This is a genomic window from Cytobacillus stercorigallinarum (assembly GCF_014836495.1).
Taxonomy (GTDB): domain Bacteria; phylum Bacillota; class Bacilli; order Bacillales; family Cytobacillaceae; genus Cytobacillus; species Cytobacillus stercorigallinarum.
Genome location: NZ_JACSQT010000002.1, coordinates 226,183 through 243,082 on the forward strand (window position 1 = coordinate 226,183; position 16,900 = coordinate 243,082).

General features: G+C 35.9%; 19 protein-coding genes. 9 read left to right on the forward strand and 10 right to left on the reverse strand.

What is annotated here, in order from left to right; genetic code table 11:
* Positions 1-156: 156 nt before the first annotated feature.
* Both H9655_RS05650 and H9655_RS05655 read left to right on the forward strand, forming a co-directional pair.
* Positions 157-879, forward strand: coding sequence for an ABC transporter ATP-binding protein (locus H9655_RS05650; RefSeq protein WP_191811802.1), 723 nt, complete (start codon positions 157-159; stop codon positions 877-879).
* Positions 876-1,640 (forward strand): ABC transporter permease, encoded by a 765-nt coding sequence (locus H9655_RS05655; RefSeq protein ID WP_191811804.1) that lies wholly within the window; start codon positions 876-878, stop codon positions 1,638-1,640. Before H9655_RS05650 ends, H9655_RS05655 begins: the two co-directional genes overlap by 4 nt.
* A gap of 81 nt (positions 1,641-1,721) precedes the next feature.
* Here H9655_RS05655 and H9655_RS05660 read toward each other — a convergent pair whose 3' ends face one another.
* A complete protein-coding gene (locus H9655_RS05660; protein ID WP_191811806.1) occupies positions 1,722-1,997 on the reverse strand; it encodes a hypothetical protein in 276 nt (91 codons plus the stop codon).
* Positions 1,998-2,266: 269 nt separating this feature from the next.
* Here H9655_RS05660 and H9655_RS05665 point away from each other — a divergent pair, with 269 nt between their 5' ends.
* Together H9655_RS05665 and H9655_RS05670 are read left to right on the forward strand one after the other, a co-directional pair.
* Positions 2,267-2,488, forward strand: a complete 222-nt coding sequence (locus H9655_RS05665; RefSeq protein WP_191811808.1) for a hypothetical protein — start codon at positions 2,267-2,269, stop codon at positions 2,486-2,488.
* Between the two features lie 56 nt (positions 2,489-2,544).
* On the forward strand, positions 2,545-4,575 hold the full coding sequence (locus H9655_RS05670; protein WP_318245448.1) for a catalase: 2,031 nt from the start codon (positions 2,545-2,547) through the stop codon (positions 4,573-4,575).
* A 344-nt stretch (positions 4,576-4,919) separates the two neighbouring features.
* Here H9655_RS05670 and sdaAA read toward each other — a convergent pair whose 3' ends face one another.
* The 6 genes from sdaAA to H9655_RS05700 form a co-directional block, all read right to left on the reverse strand.
* Complete coding sequence (gene sdaAA, locus H9655_RS05675) at positions 4,920-5,810, reverse strand: L-serine ammonia-lyase, iron-sulfur-dependent, subunit alpha (protein ID WP_191811812.1); 891 nt, start codon at positions 5,808-5,810, stop codon at positions 4,920-4,922.
* Between the two features lie 25 nt (positions 5,811-5,835).
* Positions 5,836-6,498, reverse strand: a complete 663-nt coding sequence (sdaAB, locus tag H9655_RS05680) for an L-serine ammonia-lyase, iron-sulfur-dependent subunit beta (RefSeq protein ID WP_191811814.1) — start codon at positions 6,496-6,498, stop codon at positions 5,836-5,838.
* A gap of 36 nt (positions 6,499-6,534) precedes the next feature.
* Entirely contained in the window at positions 6,535-7,203 is a 669-nt protein-coding gene (locus tag H9655_RS05685) for a helix-turn-helix transcriptional regulator (RefSeq protein ID WP_191811816.1), read from the reverse strand.
* Between the two features lie 643 nt (positions 7,204-7,846).
* On the reverse strand, positions 7,847-8,080 hold the full coding sequence (locus H9655_RS05690) for a group-specific protein (RefSeq protein WP_191811818.1): 234 nt from the start codon (positions 8,078-8,080) through the stop codon (positions 7,847-7,849).
* Between the two features lie 800 nt (positions 8,081-8,880).
* Positions 8,881-9,114 (reverse strand): hypothetical protein, encoded by a 234-nt coding sequence (locus H9655_RS05695; protein WP_191811820.1) that lies wholly within the window; start codon positions 9,112-9,114, stop codon positions 8,881-8,883.
* Positions 9,115-9,126: 12 nt separating this feature from the next.
* On the reverse strand, positions 9,127-9,426 hold the full coding sequence (locus H9655_RS05700) for a DUF2642 domain-containing protein (protein WP_191811822.1): 300 nt from the start codon (positions 9,424-9,426) through the stop codon (positions 9,127-9,129).
* A gap of 154 nt (positions 9,427-9,580) precedes the next feature.
* Here H9655_RS05700 and H9655_RS05705 point away from each other — a divergent pair, with 154 nt between their 5' ends.
* The 3 genes from H9655_RS05705 to H9655_RS05715 all read left to right on the forward strand — a co-directional run bounded on the left by H9655_RS05705 (position 9,581) and on the right by H9655_RS05715 (position 12,302).
* Positions 9,581-10,675, forward strand: a complete 1,095-nt coding sequence (locus tag H9655_RS05705) for a glycosyltransferase (protein WP_191811824.1) — start codon at positions 9,581-9,583, stop codon at positions 10,673-10,675.
* Positions 10,676-10,721: 46 nt separating this feature from the next.
* A complete protein-coding gene (locus tag H9655_RS05710; RefSeq protein ID WP_191811827.1) occupies positions 10,722-11,177 on the forward strand; it encodes a hypothetical protein in 456 nt (151 codons plus the stop codon).
* Between the two features lie 102 nt (positions 11,178-11,279).
* On the forward strand, positions 11,280-12,302 hold the full coding sequence (locus H9655_RS05715) for a M42 family metallopeptidase (RefSeq protein WP_404826080.1): 1,023 nt from the start codon (positions 11,280-11,282) through the stop codon (positions 12,300-12,302).
* Positions 12,303-12,380: 78 nt separating this feature from the next.
* On the opposite strand, the gene H9655_RS05720 is transcribed toward H9655_RS05715, so the two are convergent.
* Positions 12,381-13,100 (reverse strand): glycosyltransferase family 2 protein, encoded by a 720-nt coding sequence (locus H9655_RS05720; protein WP_191811831.1) that lies wholly within the window; start codon positions 13,098-13,100, stop codon positions 12,381-12,383.
* Positions 13,101-13,206: 106 nt separating this feature from the next.
* Between H9655_RS05720 and H9655_RS05725 the strand changes: the two genes are divergently transcribed.
* Positions 13,207-14,286 (forward strand): glycosyltransferase family 4 protein, encoded by a 1,080-nt coding sequence (locus tag H9655_RS05725; RefSeq protein ID WP_191811833.1) that lies wholly within the window; start codon positions 13,207-13,209, stop codon positions 14,284-14,286.
* A gap of 369 nt (positions 14,287-14,655) precedes the next feature.
* Here the strand turns inward: H9655_RS05725 and H9655_RS05730 are convergent, their stop codons facing one another.
* A complete protein-coding gene (locus tag H9655_RS05730) occupies positions 14,656-15,369 on the reverse strand; it encodes a glycosyltransferase (RefSeq protein ID WP_191811835.1) in 714 nt (237 codons plus the stop codon).
* A 2-nt stretch (positions 15,370-15,371) separates the two neighbouring features.
* Positions 15,372-16,289, reverse strand: coding sequence for an NAD-dependent epimerase/dehydratase family protein (locus H9655_RS05735; protein ID WP_191811837.1), 918 nt, complete (start codon positions 16,287-16,289; stop codon positions 15,372-15,374).
* A gap of 167 nt (positions 16,290-16,456) precedes the next feature.
* On the opposite strand from H9655_RS05735, the gene H9655_RS05740 reads away from it, so the two are divergent.
* Positions 16,457-16,897, forward strand: a complete 441-nt coding sequence (locus tag H9655_RS05740; protein ID WP_191811840.1) for a hypothetical protein — start codon at positions 16,457-16,459, stop codon at positions 16,895-16,897.
* The last annotated feature ends 3 nt before the right edge of the window (positions 16,898-16,900 follow it).

Sequence of the window (16,900 nt, forward strand, 5' to 3'; positions counted from 1 at the left end):
TAAGTAACCATTCGATCGATTTATTTTAAAAAAACATAAAGTTTTTTCTTGGTCATTTTGCGCAAGAAGTCTTTAAATATCTAACTAATCTCATCCTTTAGGATATACTAAGGTTGTACATAAAGATTTATCATAAAAGTAAAAGGGTGGTTATATTTGCAAGCAGCGATTTCATTTCAAAATGTGCATTATCATACTGATTCAGTAGCAATTATTAAAGACATAACGGGTGCGATTTCTTCCGGAAATATAACGACCGTTGTCGGTCCATCAGGCTCAGGCAAGTCTACATTATTTCATTTATGTAATGGGATGAAGTCAGCCTCATCTGGAGATATTTTCATTCAGGGTGAGGATATTTTGACCCTTACACCAACAGTATTACGCCGTAAAGTAGGAATAGTTCTCCAAAAATCTATCATGATAGAAGGGAATGTCTTTGATAATTTATCATTGCCACTATCCCTCCATGGAAAGCGATTATCAAAAGAAAAGGCGATTGAAATGCTTCATTTAATTGGGTTGAATGAAACATTTCTTCACCGGAAAGCAACAGACCTTTCTGGGGGGCAACAACAAAGGGTGTCTATCGCACGGACATTACTGAATGAACCGGCAATATTATTGTTAGACGAAGTTACATCTGCCCTTGATCAGTCTTCACAAAGGGAAATTGAGCAACTGATTACATCGATTAATCAAAAGAAGGAAACAACCATCATTTGGATTACTCATAATCTAGAACAAGCACTTCGTATAGGGGATGATACGTGGGTAATGATAGATGGCAAACTAGCGGCATATGGAAAAAGTGCTGAAGTCGCTTCCTCCACGAATGATAAGGTCAAACAGTTTTTTGAAGGTGGTGAGAAAAAATGACATTTTTTCAATTATCTCTGACATTAATATTTGTTCTTATTCCTATTGTCTTATCAAAAACATTTCGGTTAGGTCTTGAAAAAGATGTCTTGATTGCGACCATACGTTCAATCATCCAACTTCTTGCGGTCGGATATGTGCTGCAATTCGTTTTTGATTCAGAAAGCTATTTCTATATCTTTTTAATGATTCTTCTCATTATTACTACTGCCGTACATAATGCAAGAAAAAAAGGGGTGATGATCAAAGGGATTACATGGAAACTTATCCTTACATACTGCTTTATTGAAGTGTTAACACAAGGTGTCCTTATTAGTCTTAAAATCATTCCAGCAACTGCCCAATACATGATTCCAATTAGTGGAATGATCATTGGCAATGCAATGGTACTATCGATATTATTTCTCAATCGGTTTACCGCTGAAATTGAAAACAGAACAGGAGAAGTTGAGCTATTTCTATCATTGGGAAGTACACCGAAGCAAGCCATTCACCGCCAGTTAATGACAAGTATTCGTGCCAGTACGATACCGACAATTGAAAGTCAAAAAACGATTGGTCTTGTACAACTGCCTGGGATGATGAGCGGACAAATAATCGCAGGAGCTGATCCTGTTCAGGCTGTCATGTTTCAATTGTTGATTCTATTTATGTTGCTTTCATCTGCTGTTATTACGAGTACTATACTTGGGTTCCTATCCTACCCAACAATGTTTAATGAAAGGATGCAATTTGTGGCTCAAACCTCAAGTAAAGAATGATATCCTCAATAAACGCGGACAAATGGAAATTTGTTCGTGTTTTAATCAACAATAAAGCAAGCACTCTTTGGCCTTTTTTCATTATTTTTTATTTCTAAAATAATGCCAAGATGTTTTAAGGGAAGCATAACTACCAATAGCCCCATAACCATAAAAGTATCCCATAAAGACACCTGCAATGAAATCCCCTCTATGGCTTATAAAGATTGATACAATTAACCCTAATAAAATAGCCACTGTCGGTACAAAAGGTTTACTAATCCCGAGATAATATTTTAACACTTGCGTAAAGATAATCACTAAGGGAATGGCGATAATAGCATCCCAAAAATTTGTATGTATGATTGGAAATTCCATATTTTATTACTCCCTTTATTATAAAGACCATTAAAATTGTTTTCTTCTATTATTCTTCATTATTGCTGAAATACACTTATAAAGGATAAACCTCTTAAAAATTGGTTACATTATGATTAAACAACCCAAGTGAAGCAATGGAATATAAAAATATTTAATAGGGTTTTACCATACGATTTACATAAGATTCTATTTCACCCTTGAGATATATTCCCAAAGTAAAACCAAGTCTATAGTTATAAGTCATAATTTAAATTGGAGGAAATTAGATGGCTATTAAAAAAAATATGGAGTTTAACATTAAAGATGGTTTTTTACCTAACTTATGCTTATCAAAATCTTTGAAGGTTTTGGATGTAAGTGAAAGTAGTATTATTATTGAAATGGGCTCTTCACAAAGACGTGGTGTTTTCCCGCCCGAAAATTTCAATTATTGGATTAATAAGGGGATTCTTATTGCTGTAAAAGATCATCAAAAGCGGATATCATAAAATTTTATACATACTTTATTACCGTCATCATACCTTTGATAATGGAGGTGACTGTAGTGGAGCGAGAAGGCAAAAAGCCAGAAAATAAAAAAACGAAACAATTAGAAGCATTCATTCGTGAAAATAAAAATCAACCGTTAACAACTAATGAAGGGGTAGAAATTGCGAATGACGAAAATACTTTAACAGCTGGTGAACGCGGTCCCACCTTGATGGAGGATTTTATATTTCAGGATAAAATGGCGCATTTTGATAGAGAGCGTATTCCTGAGAGAGTAGTTCACGCAAGGGGATTTGCTGCACATGGGGTTTTTCGTGTATATGAATCGTTAGAAGATATAACAATGGCACATTTTCTTCAAGATCCTAGTTTAGAAACACCCGTATTCGTCCGTTTTTCTCAAGTAGCGGGCTCGAGAGGCGCAAATGAAACAAACCGAGATGTACGTGGATTTGCGACAAAATTTTATACAGAAGAAGGTAATTTTGATTTAGTAGGGAATAATATTCCCATCTTCTTTATTCAAGACGGCATAAAATTTCCAGATCTCATTCATGCAGTAAAACCGGAACCGCATAATGAAATTCCACAAGGTCAAACAGCTCATGACACTTTTTGGGATTTCATTTCGAGCAATGAAGAATCTGCAGCAATGATGATGTGGATTATGTCCGACCGAACCATTCCCCGTAGTTTTAGAACGATGGAGGGCTTCGGCGTCCATACATTTAGACTTGTTAATAAAAATAACGAAGCGAAATTTGTGAAATTTCATTGGAAGCCCGTACTTGGTCTTCACTCATTAATTTGGGATGAAGCACAAAAACTTGGCGGAGCGGATGCGGATTTTCACCGCCGAGATTTATGGGAAAATATCGAAGAAGGCCACTTTGCTGAGTATGAATTAGGCATACAAGTCATTAATGAAGAAGACGAATTTACATTCGGCTTTGATATTCTTGATGCGACTAAATTATGGCCAGAAGAGCTTGTACCCGTACGAAAAATAGGTAAAATGACATTGAATCGAAATGTTGATAATGTATTTGCCGAAACTGAACAAGTTGCTCTTCACCCTGGTAATATCGTCCGTGGTATTGACTTCTCTAATGACCCCCTACTACAAACGCGTATTTTTTCCTATTCAGATACACAAATATATCGTGTAGGAACAAACTTCCAACAAATTCCTATTAATCGTCCTGTTTGTCCATTTCATAACAACCAACGAGACGGTGCAGCCAGATATATTATCGATAAGGGCAAAGTCGCTTATCACAATAATTCCTTGCAAAACAATACACCTTATGAAGTACCCCCAGCAAGAGGAGGGTTCCTCACATATCCTTCTCAAGTTGAAGGTATGAAAGTTCGAAAGACTGCGCCAAGTTTTCAAGACCATTTTTCTCAAGCAAGGTTATTTTGGAATAGTATGAGTGATGTTGAGAGGAATCATATCTACTTAGCTTTTAGCTTTGAATTAGGTAAAGTAAAAAGTAAAATGGTCAGGCAAAATGTCGTCAATCTCATTGGTCATATAAGCCACGACCTTGCCACATCTGTCGCACAAAAAATTGGTGTCCAGCCGCCTAATGTAAAAGAGTCATCTGAAACTGCATCCTCTAAAGCACTTAGTATGGCAAACACAACTTTTTCTCCAGCTACCTTAAAAGTGGGGATTATCGTGGCTGATCAATATGATGCAGCAATTGTACGTCCATTATTACAACAACTGCTCGCTGCAAAAACTCGCCCGTTCATTATTAGTGAAACACAGGAAACATTGACTGGAACTGATGGTAGTACGCTTCAAGTCGACGATTCCTTTTTAACAGGTTCTCCACTGGTTTATGACAGTCTATTTGTCGTATCTGGAAGAGGAGCCACACCTCACTTTAATCAAAAGGCTAAGAGCTATATAATTGAGCAATATAACCATTATAAACCCATCGGCTCTTCTCGAAGTGGCATGTACTTAATTCAAGAAGTCGGGATTATTAATAAACCTGGTGTAACAATAACAAATGGCCCTTTTAAAACTTATATTCAAAATGTAGGTAAACAAAGGTTTTGGGACCGAGGTTAAGGAGAATATACTAGTATCAACTATCATTTGACCCCTTTACATCAGACCACTATTGTAGTGGTCTTCCCTTTTACTCTTGCTTAATTATATTCTCAAGTTAGGAAGAACCTTGTATATCAAGTAAGCACTTCATTAAGTCTTTTTGATTTATTTCTTTAAAACTAACTACAGTACTCTTTACCTCTAGTCGTTTCTCGCCCTATCTCATTCCTAATTAGCAAACGCAGAAAAATTTTACTAACTTAGCTTACAGGTACACCTTTTACCTAAATAACAGAAAAAGAACACCCTTGAATCGTATGGACACGAATCAAGAATGTTCTTTTTTAGTTCTCTTACAAAAATTATTTAACTGCTTTTGTTTTGTTTCCAAAAATCTCTTGTTCTAGTCTTCTGCCTGTTGGTGTAGCCGCTAACCCACCTTCAGCCGTTTCTCTTAACGCGGAAGGCATCGTTTGACCGATACGGTACATGGCATCAATCACTTCATCACATGGAATTCTACTTGTGATTCCTGCTAATGCCATGTCCGCTGCAGTCATCGCATTTGAAGCACCCATTGCGTTTCTTTTCACACAAGGGACTTCTACCAATCCAGCTACAGGGTCACATACTAAACCAAGCATATTTTTTAAAGTAATCGCCATCGCATGTGCTGCTTGAGAAGGTGAACCACCTGCCATTTCTGTAATAGCTGCAGCTGCCATCCCACTCGCTGACCCTACCTCTGCTTGACAGCCACCAGCTGCTCCGGAAATGGAAGCATTGTTGGCAACGATGAAGCCAAACGCTGCGGATGTAAATAAGAATTCAATCATTTCTTCTCTTGATGGGTTAAGTACATCCTTAACAGCAAACAGTGTCCCAGGTACAACGCCTGCTGAGCCTGCCGTTGGTGTTGCACAAATGGTCCCCATCGCTGCATTTACTTCATTTGTAGCAACAGCTTTGCTAACAGCGTCAAGCAGGGTGTGACCAGAAAGTGCTTTTCCACTTTTTATATATTTTTGTAATAAAACCGCGTCCCCACCTGTTAACCCGGAAACGGAAGTTACACCATTTAAACCTCTCTCTACCGCTTGTTCCATAACGGTGAGATTACGATCCATTTGGGCAATAATATCTTCACGTGTGCGCCCAGATACTTCCACTTCTTGGCGAATCATCACTTCCGCAATTTTAATTTGCTCTCTTTCTGCTATTTCTACTAATTCTGCCGCGTTCTTAAATAACATCATACATCCCTCCTACGTGCTGTCATTAATCCACCATCTTGATGACTTGAGTGATATGTGGTAACTGAGCGATTTCGTCCATTAAGTTTTGATCAATATTTTGGTCAACTTCAATGACCATTAATGCCATTTTCCCTTTTTCTTTTCTTGACACTTCCATATGACCGATGTTTATTTCATGTTGTGCTAAAAGGTAAGTAACTTTTGAAATTACACCAAATTGGTCATTATGGACAACTAAGATAGCAGGATGTTCACCTGTAAGCTTGAGAGCAAATGAATTTAATTCAATTATTTCAATAGAGCCTCCACCAATGGAAATACCAACAAGCTCCATTTCTTTATCATCATCGAACAATTTAATGCGCACAGTATTTGGATGATCGACAACTGCTTCTTCAACAGAGAAAACGATCTCTATTCCTAGTTGCTCGGCTAATTGCAGCGATCCAGGAATACGTTCATCATACGTATCGTAATCAAGAATTCCCCCGACAATTGCCACATCTGTTCCATGTCCCTTATATGTTTTCGCAAATGAACCATAAAGGTATATTTCTGCTTTAGTTGGCTGCCTGCCAAATAAAGTGCGAGCTACCCTTCCAATGCGAGCAGCACCAGCTGTATGTGAGCTAGAAGGTCCGATCATCACTGGGCCGATAATATCAAAAGCTGATCTATATTTCATATATTATGCTCCTTTATCATTAACTGACTCATTATATTAAACATACTCATGCGTGTTCTCATTCTCATTCATCACTTTTATTTTCTGTAAATAATTATAAATAGTAAACTTGGAAACTCCTAAAATAGAAGCAACATATTCATTGGCTCCTTTAATTAAGAAAGTCCCTTTTTCCTCTAACTGTTTCACTGCCTCAATTTTTTCATCAATCGTCATACTTGCAGGTGCTTTTTTAAACGGTTGAAGGACTTGTTCCACCATTTCGTGAACAATATCCTGTACGGATGTAAAGAAGGTTTCATCCTTCGTATCTTCCTCATTAAAGTTTGTTAACGTTTCAAGGACACCACCAAATTGCATCATCAAGCTAATGTCATAATTCATACAAAGCGCGCCAATAATTTTATCATTTTCGTCTCGTAAGAAAACGGTTGATGATTTCATTACATTTCCCTTTGGTGTCTGCGTTTTATAGTTGGCAAGATCCTCTGCTACATTGTTTCCCTTTGCTAATTCGTTCAAAACTAAATCTGTAATTGGAGCACCAATTGAACGACCAGTTACATTACCGGCAAGATGTATAAGCGATTTCTTAAAATCTGAGAAATCATGAACACCTACTTCACAATGAGGGCCAAACATCTTCACAAGCATATCAGCCGTTCTAATAGCAAAGTCAAATATATGTTGATCCTTCTTTTTCATCTTTGTCACATCCTATACTCTTCGAATGAAACCGTTTTCAAAATGGTTGTATATCAAATCCTAATCATCATAACATACATGAAGTACAATTAAAATATTTTTTTAATGCATACAATTTTTTTGTAATATTATTTCGAAAGAACTACTAAACTAGGGAAATATAAAAGAAACAAGTTTGAAAAAGCTAATGGGGTTAGCAAAAAAAATTATTCAGTAAATGGTCTCATCTCCTATGAGAATGCTCTTTGAGATGCTTTGAAATCTAATAACTGAAAATTCATTATACACATATCTTCCCCAATAACGAATGGAAAGAGCCTGGGACATAACTAAATGAGCTAACCTCAAAAAAGAACAATAACAAATTGATCTTAAAACATCATTTTTGCAAAAGAAAGTCCGTTCCATAGCGCTCACGTACTCTCGCTTTCCGCGGGGAGGGGCTGAGCCTCCTAAGGCATTGCCTGTGGGTCTCAGCTTTCCCTCTATTTCCCGCAGGAGTCGAGTGTCTTCCGCTCCATTTCACTATTCTTTTCATATAAGGGTTCAAATCACACAAAAAAACCGAATGATTAGATGCTAGAACTCCTAATCATTCGGATAAATCATTAGCTAGCATACTTATGTCCCAACCTCTTTACCTTCAAACATTTCTTAAAATCAACTGAAGACGGTTATTTCTCGTTTCTTGCTCCTCTTGATTAGCTAAATCGTATTTCTTTAATAAGTGAAATACATCGTTTAAAATTTCTTGGCTATGTTCTTCTTGGAAAAACAGGTCGAACTTTGCATGAAAATCCTTAGGCAAATACGTTTTCTGATCCATATATTTATTTTTTACATCTGTCATTGTGTGATCCAATTTGCATTCGCTCATCTTTTTTCCCCCTTAATCGATTTCTCAATGTATGAAGTATAACATTGATTTTAGGTCGTTTACTATATTTTATCTCTAAGTGCACATTCAATACTTTAACTTTCTACTTCTCGCTCATAAACATATTGATAATCCTCACGATTCATAGGTGTAAACCCTGATGGATTATAAAACCTTAATAAATCTTTTGTTAATATTTCATCAGAAAGATTCAGTTTTTCTCTCGCGGCTTGTGTCAGTTAATCAAATTCCTCCTCATACGATATCTTCTTCCCACTTTTACTATCATAATAACGCTGATTAATCATACTTATATCAGTCGAGATAAAATCGCCATTTCGCAATGAAGTAAGTTTAAAAATGACCTTTCGCTAATAAATTTGTACCTAAACCGGGTTTCAATCCCTAATAAATGTAAAAGTGCTGGCCTGATATCCAACTGACCGCCGATAGGTGTAGGATCATCTCCTGTTTTCACACCAGGGATATGAATCAAGACTGGGACTTGTTGTAGTTTTAGACTTTCGAATGGCAATCAAAACTGGTGTAATATGTAATGATGAACTTCACAGCAAAGCAACTTAATACAATAAGGAAAATCGGATTAAATGATATAGATTTACTGTTTCTTTCTTCCATCATATAACCTCTTTCACATCGCTCTAATAAATAAAAATGTAATATGAAGACGAAGATGAAATTAATAAAGTTTCATTTTTGCATGATTATATATATCCCTGCTGCAAAGAAGAATGAGAAAACCTTCAAAGGCAAAGACCTTCGAAGGTTTTAAGTCATCATTATATTACTGGTAACTCTACATAACTTACATTACATAACGGTATAATGATCTCATCCGTTTCATTTGTGTAATAACCAGTTACGACACGAGCTAACACAAGTGAACCATCATCTACGCGTAAAAGGACGCCCGTTTGCGAAGAAAAGTTACTTACTACAGTGATAGTACGTCCAATGAAACCTTCAAGTTCTTCTGCAATAGTTGGTGCTAAACCAGAAAACCCTCTAGACAATATAACCCCTCCTTAACTTAAATTTATAACTGATTGAATATTTCTAAATGGAACAAAGAAAGTTGAAGTGCCATCAGTAACAACAACATAGTCTTTTTTCACTGCTGCTAATACACCTTCTACTGGTCCACCTGTTGTTTCAATTTCTACAAAAGTTCCGACTAAGCGTCTTAATTCATCTCTTAGTCCTTCAAAATTACAGAAGTCATCACCACAGTCATTGTTATGAGATGGTTTTCCACAACCCTCAAACTTTTCTTTTTTCTTACCATCTAGATAACGTTGTTTTTTCTTAGAGTCAGTACATAACATATTGTAATACCCTCCCTTCACTCCTTAATCACTAACTATCTTATGTCGTTTTTCTATAACTGAATGGACGAGTTTCCCAGTACAAACGCCTTTTTTCTAATAATTCTTCCATCATCCCACATATAATGTAAAAAACATGATTGGAAGTGTTAAGATGAAATCCATTTTAATGGTAGCTGATCACTTAGGAGCAAACGGTACAGTAACCTATTTATTCACAATTAGTAAAGCATTAAAAGCGATCGGTTATACGATCGTTGTAATCGGGAGAACCGGCGTGTTAGGAGACAATTTTAAACATGAGAACATTCCTGTCTATGAGGTAAATATTCCGACCACCTTTGACGATAAATCTACGGAATTACAGGAAAAAATAGAAGAAATCATTCACAACCATCAAATTGATCTCATTCATTGTCATCAAGTTTTTTCCGGTATTGTATTACTTCATATGGCCCAAAAACTTAACATCCCTTATGTCTACACCCTTCATGGCCTATACAACCGCAGAGAAGAATTATTAAAAATACTGCCAAAATGTAATCAAATTATTACTGTGAGCCAATTAGTTCAAGAGCAATTAGTTCATCAATATAATCTGTCATCTACCTTCATCCCAAATGGTATAGATGGAAATGATTATATTGATCAATCTGATTTAACTGTAAGAAAAAACCTTCACATCCCAGACACAGGGTTTGTCGTCTTCTACGCCAGCCGGCTAGAATTCGATAAAGCAGATATTTGCATGCGCCTGTTAAAAGCAATTGAAGAATTGAGACAGCCAAACCTTTACGCCCTTGTTGCTGGGGAAGGTTTTAGAACGAAACAAATTCACAATATGATTAAAGCGATGAACCGGAAAAGAGCAACACCGTACGTTCATTTATTAGGCTCACAACAAGATTTACGTCCCTTTTACCGTTCCGTTAATGTGGTTGTAGGAACCGGAAGAACAGCAATGGAAGCAATAAGCTGTGAAGTTCCTGTTATAGCAGCAGGTGCAAAAGGTTATAGTGGAATCGTGACAAAAGAAAACTGGGAAAAGATGAAATATGGTCATTTTGCAGATCATCATGCAGATCAACCTATTCATCAACGGAATATCAAAAATGACATCTCCCAATTGATGACACATGAAAAAAACATTGTAGAAATGAAAGAAATTCGTCAAGCATTATTAAGGGACTTTAATATTGAGAAAATAATAAAAGATTTAAATAGTTTGTACATCAACACGCTAAATTAATGTTAAAATATGCTAAAAGATATAGAAAAGGATGTGCGAGCTCTCCATGTCTAGAAAGAAAATCATATTTATTTCTTTCATAAGTTTAACAACGATTTTCACCGCCATACTTATTTGTTTTGCAGTGCTAGAGGGAGTTTCTTATCATGCAGCGACTAGACTGGCTGACACTATTCAAGAAGAAGACATGCAAATATTATTAAACGACCCTTCAATCCAGTCATATATAAATGAAAAAGACGAGATTGCAACAATGAATTTAAGTAAAACAGACTTACCGATAAAAACGAGATCAGAAGCTATAACTAAAGTAACACAAACCTTTACCAATCAAGACATCAAAGATCTTTCTACTAAACTAAAAAAAGGGTTGACGGAGAAAGATAAGGAGGAATTAATGGACACCGTCAATCAACATTTCAGTGAAGAAGAAATTCTTTCATTAAAAATTCTTGCCCTACAAGAACTTAAAAAAAGAGAATCTCAATCACAAAAACAATAAAGAAGCTGGCATGTTCAGACACAGAAAAAAAGCGTATAATAATAGACAATAAAACATATAGGAGGGAACACAATTTTGACTAACTTTCAAACGAAAGAAACACTGCAATTATTAAAAGAATTAGTTTCCATCCCTAGTCCATCAGGGAATACATATGAAGTAATCTCATACGTTGAGCATTATTTGCATGAACTGGGAGTACAAACAAAGAAAAATCGCAAAGGCGGTCTAATCGCAACAATTACTGGAAAAGACCATTCCCAACATAGGATGTTAACTGCACATGTGGATACATTAGGAGCAATCGTTAAGGAAATTAAACCGAGTGGAAGATTAAAAATTGATCTCATTGGTGGGTTTCGTTACAACTCTATTGAAGGCGAATACTGTCAAATTGAATCGTCAGATGGAAGAAGATATAGTGGTACCATCCTCATGCATCAAACCTCTGTTCACGTCTATAAAGATGCTGGTACTGCGGAAAGAAATATGAATAATATGGAAGTACGTTTAGATGAGGAAATCCACTCGATTGAAGACGTTAAGAAACTAGGAATTGCCGTTGGAGATTTTGTTTCATTTGATCCACGAGTGGAAATAACCAATGCTGGATTTATCAAATCTAGACATTTAGATGATAAAGCAAGTGTAGCTATTCTACTGCAATTAATTAAAGATATCGTTACTAGTCGTATTGAACTACCTTATACCACTCATTTCCTCATTTCAAATAATGAAGAAATTGGTTATGGAGGCAATTCAAATATTACTGACGAAACAGTAGAGTATTTAGCTGTCGATATGGGCGCTATCGGTGATGGACAGACAACTGATGAATATACAGTTTCTATTTGTGCGAAGGATTCTAGCGGCCCTTATCATTATCAATTGCGTAAACATTTAGTCTCTCTTGCAGAAGAACATCAAATCGGTTATAAGGTAGATATTTATCCATACTACGGTTCCGATGCATCTGCCGCTATTCGATCCGGATTTGATATTATTCACGGATTAATCGGACCAGGTATTGACTCTTCTCACGCTTTTGAGCGCACGCATGAAAAGAGTATTCGCCAAACTTACGATTTACTTTATTATTATCTACAGTCAGAACTTGTTGGATAAAAACATATGCTGGATTAACTTATTTTCATCATACCTGCCTGCCCAGATATATCATTTGTTGGCAGGTATATTTTCCCCCTAATGTCCTTCTCTTCTTAATTCTATAATTTTCTTTTGTACATGATTGTGATATTGTCTCTTAATAGTGAAAACTTCTCGCTTGATCTCTTTTTGATGATGAACTGTCCCCATCTCCTCGTGTACACGATAATTCACCAATTTTTCCGCGATGTAATGAAAGTTTTCACTTAAACCAATGCGCAGCCACATCTCATAATCATGTGTATATCTATAACTGACATCAAACGGACCAACTTCGCGCAATAAATCCATACGCAGCATGACTGTACAACCGTGAATAAAACATATTTCTAATAAAGCTTTTAAGAAGTGACTTCTCAATGAATACGTTTGATTAAAATTCGCATCTAACTGTGTATCACTTTTCCCAATTGTCTCACAACCGCTATAACAAGCTCTTACACCATATGTTTCCATATATTTTACTTGTTTTTCTATTTTTGTTGGTTTATAGCTATCATCGGCACTAAGCCAACAAAAATATTTACCAGTTGCGATTTGAATCCCTGCGTTAAGAGCTGTAGCTGTCCCTCCATTTTCCTTCCTTAAATAAGTAACTTTTGTTTTATATGGTTCAAGTTTATCAAGATGACATGTGGAGCCATCATCAATGACAATAATCTCGATATTTCCATATGTCTGTGCAAGCAGACTTTCAATTGCCTCACCAATATATCGACAATTATAAAAAGGGATTACGACTGAAACTTTATCCATAAATTAACTGCACTCCGTTCTTTCTTTCTAGACGTATTGTCCAAACCACATGTGAGACTTGCGCATATTTATAATTAAAGGGTAAATGTGATAGGAGGAGTACATCTTGAAAGTATTATTTATATTCTATGTACCAAGTGGAGGAGTCGAAACCTTAAATAGACAAAGAAGTATTGCTTTAAAGGAGGTAGGAATCAATTGTCATTTTCTATATTATGAAAATCGTAGAAATTATTTAAATGAACACTATAATCCTGTATTTATTAAAAGCGATGAAGCAGAAATTATTAAGCTTATAAAGAAACATCAATATGATGCTATTGTCATAACTTCCGATTTTAAAATGGTTCCTGCTATCAAAAAAAGTGGATACAAAGGTAAAATCTTTGTTGAAATCCAAGGTTATGGGTCGATACAACAAACAAGAAATGGTTTTTTTCTTGGTAAAACATTAGCGGAGAATGATATTGATGGTTTTCTTAATCCAAGGACTCCCCATATTTCCGTATTATTAAATGAGATATTCCCAAAGGTCCCCAAGTATGAATTTAATAATTGCTTTGATTGCAGTAACTTCAACTATAAAGCGACTGGAAAAAGTTTTGTCCAACCAATTATTGGTTGGGTTGGGCGAATTGAGGATAATAAAAACTGGCAAGAATTTTTGAGCATTTGTTTTTTACTAAAAAGGAAGCTACGCAACCAGCTACAAGTCTACCTTTTTGAAGATCCAACTTTATCTTTCCCTGAAGATAGAGAGAAGTTTTTAAAGGCGATGAGAAAGTACCATTTAGAAAAAAACATAACATTATTACCGAATATTCCTAATGAGAATATGGCTGACTATTTTTCAATGATTAGTGATTCTGGTGGATTTCTTTGTTCGACCTCAAAAATAGAAGGTGCTCCATTAACAGCATTAGAAGCAATGAGTTGTAGATGCCCGATACTCACAACTGATTCTAGCGGTATAAGAACAGCTGTTACTCATAATATTACCGGCAAATACTATGAAATTGGTAACCCAAAAGAAGCTGTGAAAGAAGGGGTCGAACTGATTCAAAACCAAGCTCTCAGACAAACGATTATTAATAATGCAGTATCGCATGTAAAAACGAACTTTCACCCCTCGCTTTATGCTCAAAATTTCAAGAAAATGATGACAAGTACATTAGTAAGCAACTGAAAGTTGTTCATAAAAGAAATCGGTTTTACACGGTTTTTCTATGTGAACGTCATACCATCGTTAAGGAATACGTAGCAACTAGCCTCTTAAGAGATGAAACGAACAAGATTGTAAAAATAATCATACATGAGGAAACGAATTGAGCAGGACCATACACTGCTCAATTCGTTTCCTCATGTTGGCTCTTTCTTATGCTGTTTTTACTCTATAGTATAACTAGATATCTTAACTTCCTTTAAAGTAAATGTCTTTCGGCTAGAATTTTACTTACTCGACAATCAGTTTTATGTAAAATAGAAAACACTCCCTTTTTTAGGAGTGTCCATTTGACATGTATTCATCCAAGTGACTATGCAAACTAGTATCTTTTCATTTCCACTTTTTTAAAAGTTGCCTTAATTTTCTCCGATAAATCGCTTCGAGTTTACGTATTTCCATTTTCATTGCCGGCTGATTTTTAGCTGATGTTGAATTGCTATGGGCGCGATATTTTGTCAGACTTTCATTTATAAATGCTATTGACGTTTCGGCAAGGACCACCCTTAACCACATATCATAGTCTTGAGTGAATTTATATCGAGCATTGAAATAGCCCAATTCATTAAATACATCTTTTTTTATCATGACTGTACATCCATTTACAGGGTTATAGTATAAAAAGGTTTCATAAATATGACTGGTAGATAGAAAATTAATCGTTAAGTTTTTATTCACCACTTCATTATTTTCATTGATAATATCATAGTTTGTAAAACTCATACTCAGTTGACGATTTTCCATAAAATCTACTTGTTTTTCAATCTTTTCATGTACAAATAAATCATCGGCACTTAACCAGGCAATATATTTCCCTTTAGCAGCTTTAATTCCCGTATTCAACGCAGCAGCCGTTCCTTTATTTCTTTGGTAAATATAGGTTAGTTTATTTTTATAAGCTTGCACTAAGTTTACGTATTCAGTTGAACCATCATCGACAACAATTAATTCAATATTTTTATAAGTTTGCTGTAATACGCTTTCAATTGCTTGATCGACATATTGGCAATTATAAAAAGGAATAACGACCGAAACTAGTGGCTTCATATTTACACGTCCTTCTTTATCTTATTCCTAAAGTGAGTTAACACATCATTTAATGATTGTGTTAAAGAATAGCTCCTCACCCAACCTAAATCTCTTAAGCTTTGTGCACTCATTGATGCGACATAAGATGGTCGTAACTCTTCCACTTCTTCTATATGAATATGTTCATTCGTAAGAGATCTGTAAATAGCCATCACTTCAAGAAGTGTATAAGATGTTTCTGAACAAATCTCGTACACTTCCCCTACTTTTCCTTTTCTTAACAACAATTCGTACGCTTTTATTGCATCTCTTACATCGAGAAAATCTCTTTTGGCATTGACAGCAATTTCTATAGATTCTTTTTTATCATAGGAATGCTTTGCTTCTAATTCTGCAATTCGTTGACCTAAAATGGCACAAATACCCGTCGAATTCCCTGGACCAATTAAGTTTGTTGGTTTGGCTAAGATGACTTGGCTTTCAAAGAGCTGAATCCATGACTTTGCCAGGATTACTTGTATGGTTTTACTAAGACTATAAGGATTTTTTAGCGTGTCTAATTGATTCGGTTCAAATTCTAATGCTGACCCTGGTATAAGGATGCGACAGTGTGCCACATGCTTTCTAGCTTCGTCTATTAATTTGACTGTTGCGATTGTATTAACACTCAATACATCAACTGGATGTTCCCATGAATCAGAAACATTACACCTCCCAGCTAAATGCAAAATATAATCAGGCTTACTGACATTTACTGCTTCTTCAATTTGTTCAAGTGATAATAAATCACAAATGATCACCTTATATGGTAATGATAAGTTTGGCTTTTTCCTCATTAATGCATATACTTGATAACCTTGATTATGAAAGAAATCACATGCATGCCGACCCGTAAACCCACCAGCACCAGTAATAAGGATCGTTTTCCCTTTACCCATATTGCCCCTCTCACTCTCCATTTCGAACAACTTACTAAATAGCATATGAAGAGTTTGTCTATTTGTTTGGGCTCAATTCTTTTAAAAAAATGGTAAAACTTGTCCAAGCACCTCGTACGCCATGCACATAATGTATTACTAACTGACAAGCAAAGGAGGTGAATATAATGGGAACATTTTTAGATTCACAAAGCTCACAAAACTCAACAGCAAATGGTCAAATTAGTATTCCTGTGACAGCTACACCAACATTATTTGGTACATTAGGCTTGAATTTAGCTGGTGCAGGGACTAATCCTCGTGTAACATTTTCTATCAGCGCTGCATTCACTTCCTTAGCTACAGTGTTAACACCGATTGTCGTAAACGTTTATCGCGTTGTAAATGGAACGCCATCTCTTATTTATTCAGCGACACAAACATTAGCAGTTGCAGGCCTTGGATTAGCTTCAACTACTGTATTATCCTTCAATGGTGCCGATTACAACCCGATTGCACAAACGACTTTTCCAATTTATCGCGCAACAATCAATGTAGCAGGCGGGGTCGTATTATTTCCAACTCGAACAGGCCCAGAAACATTCTATGCAGCAGCATATTCTGACTAATTT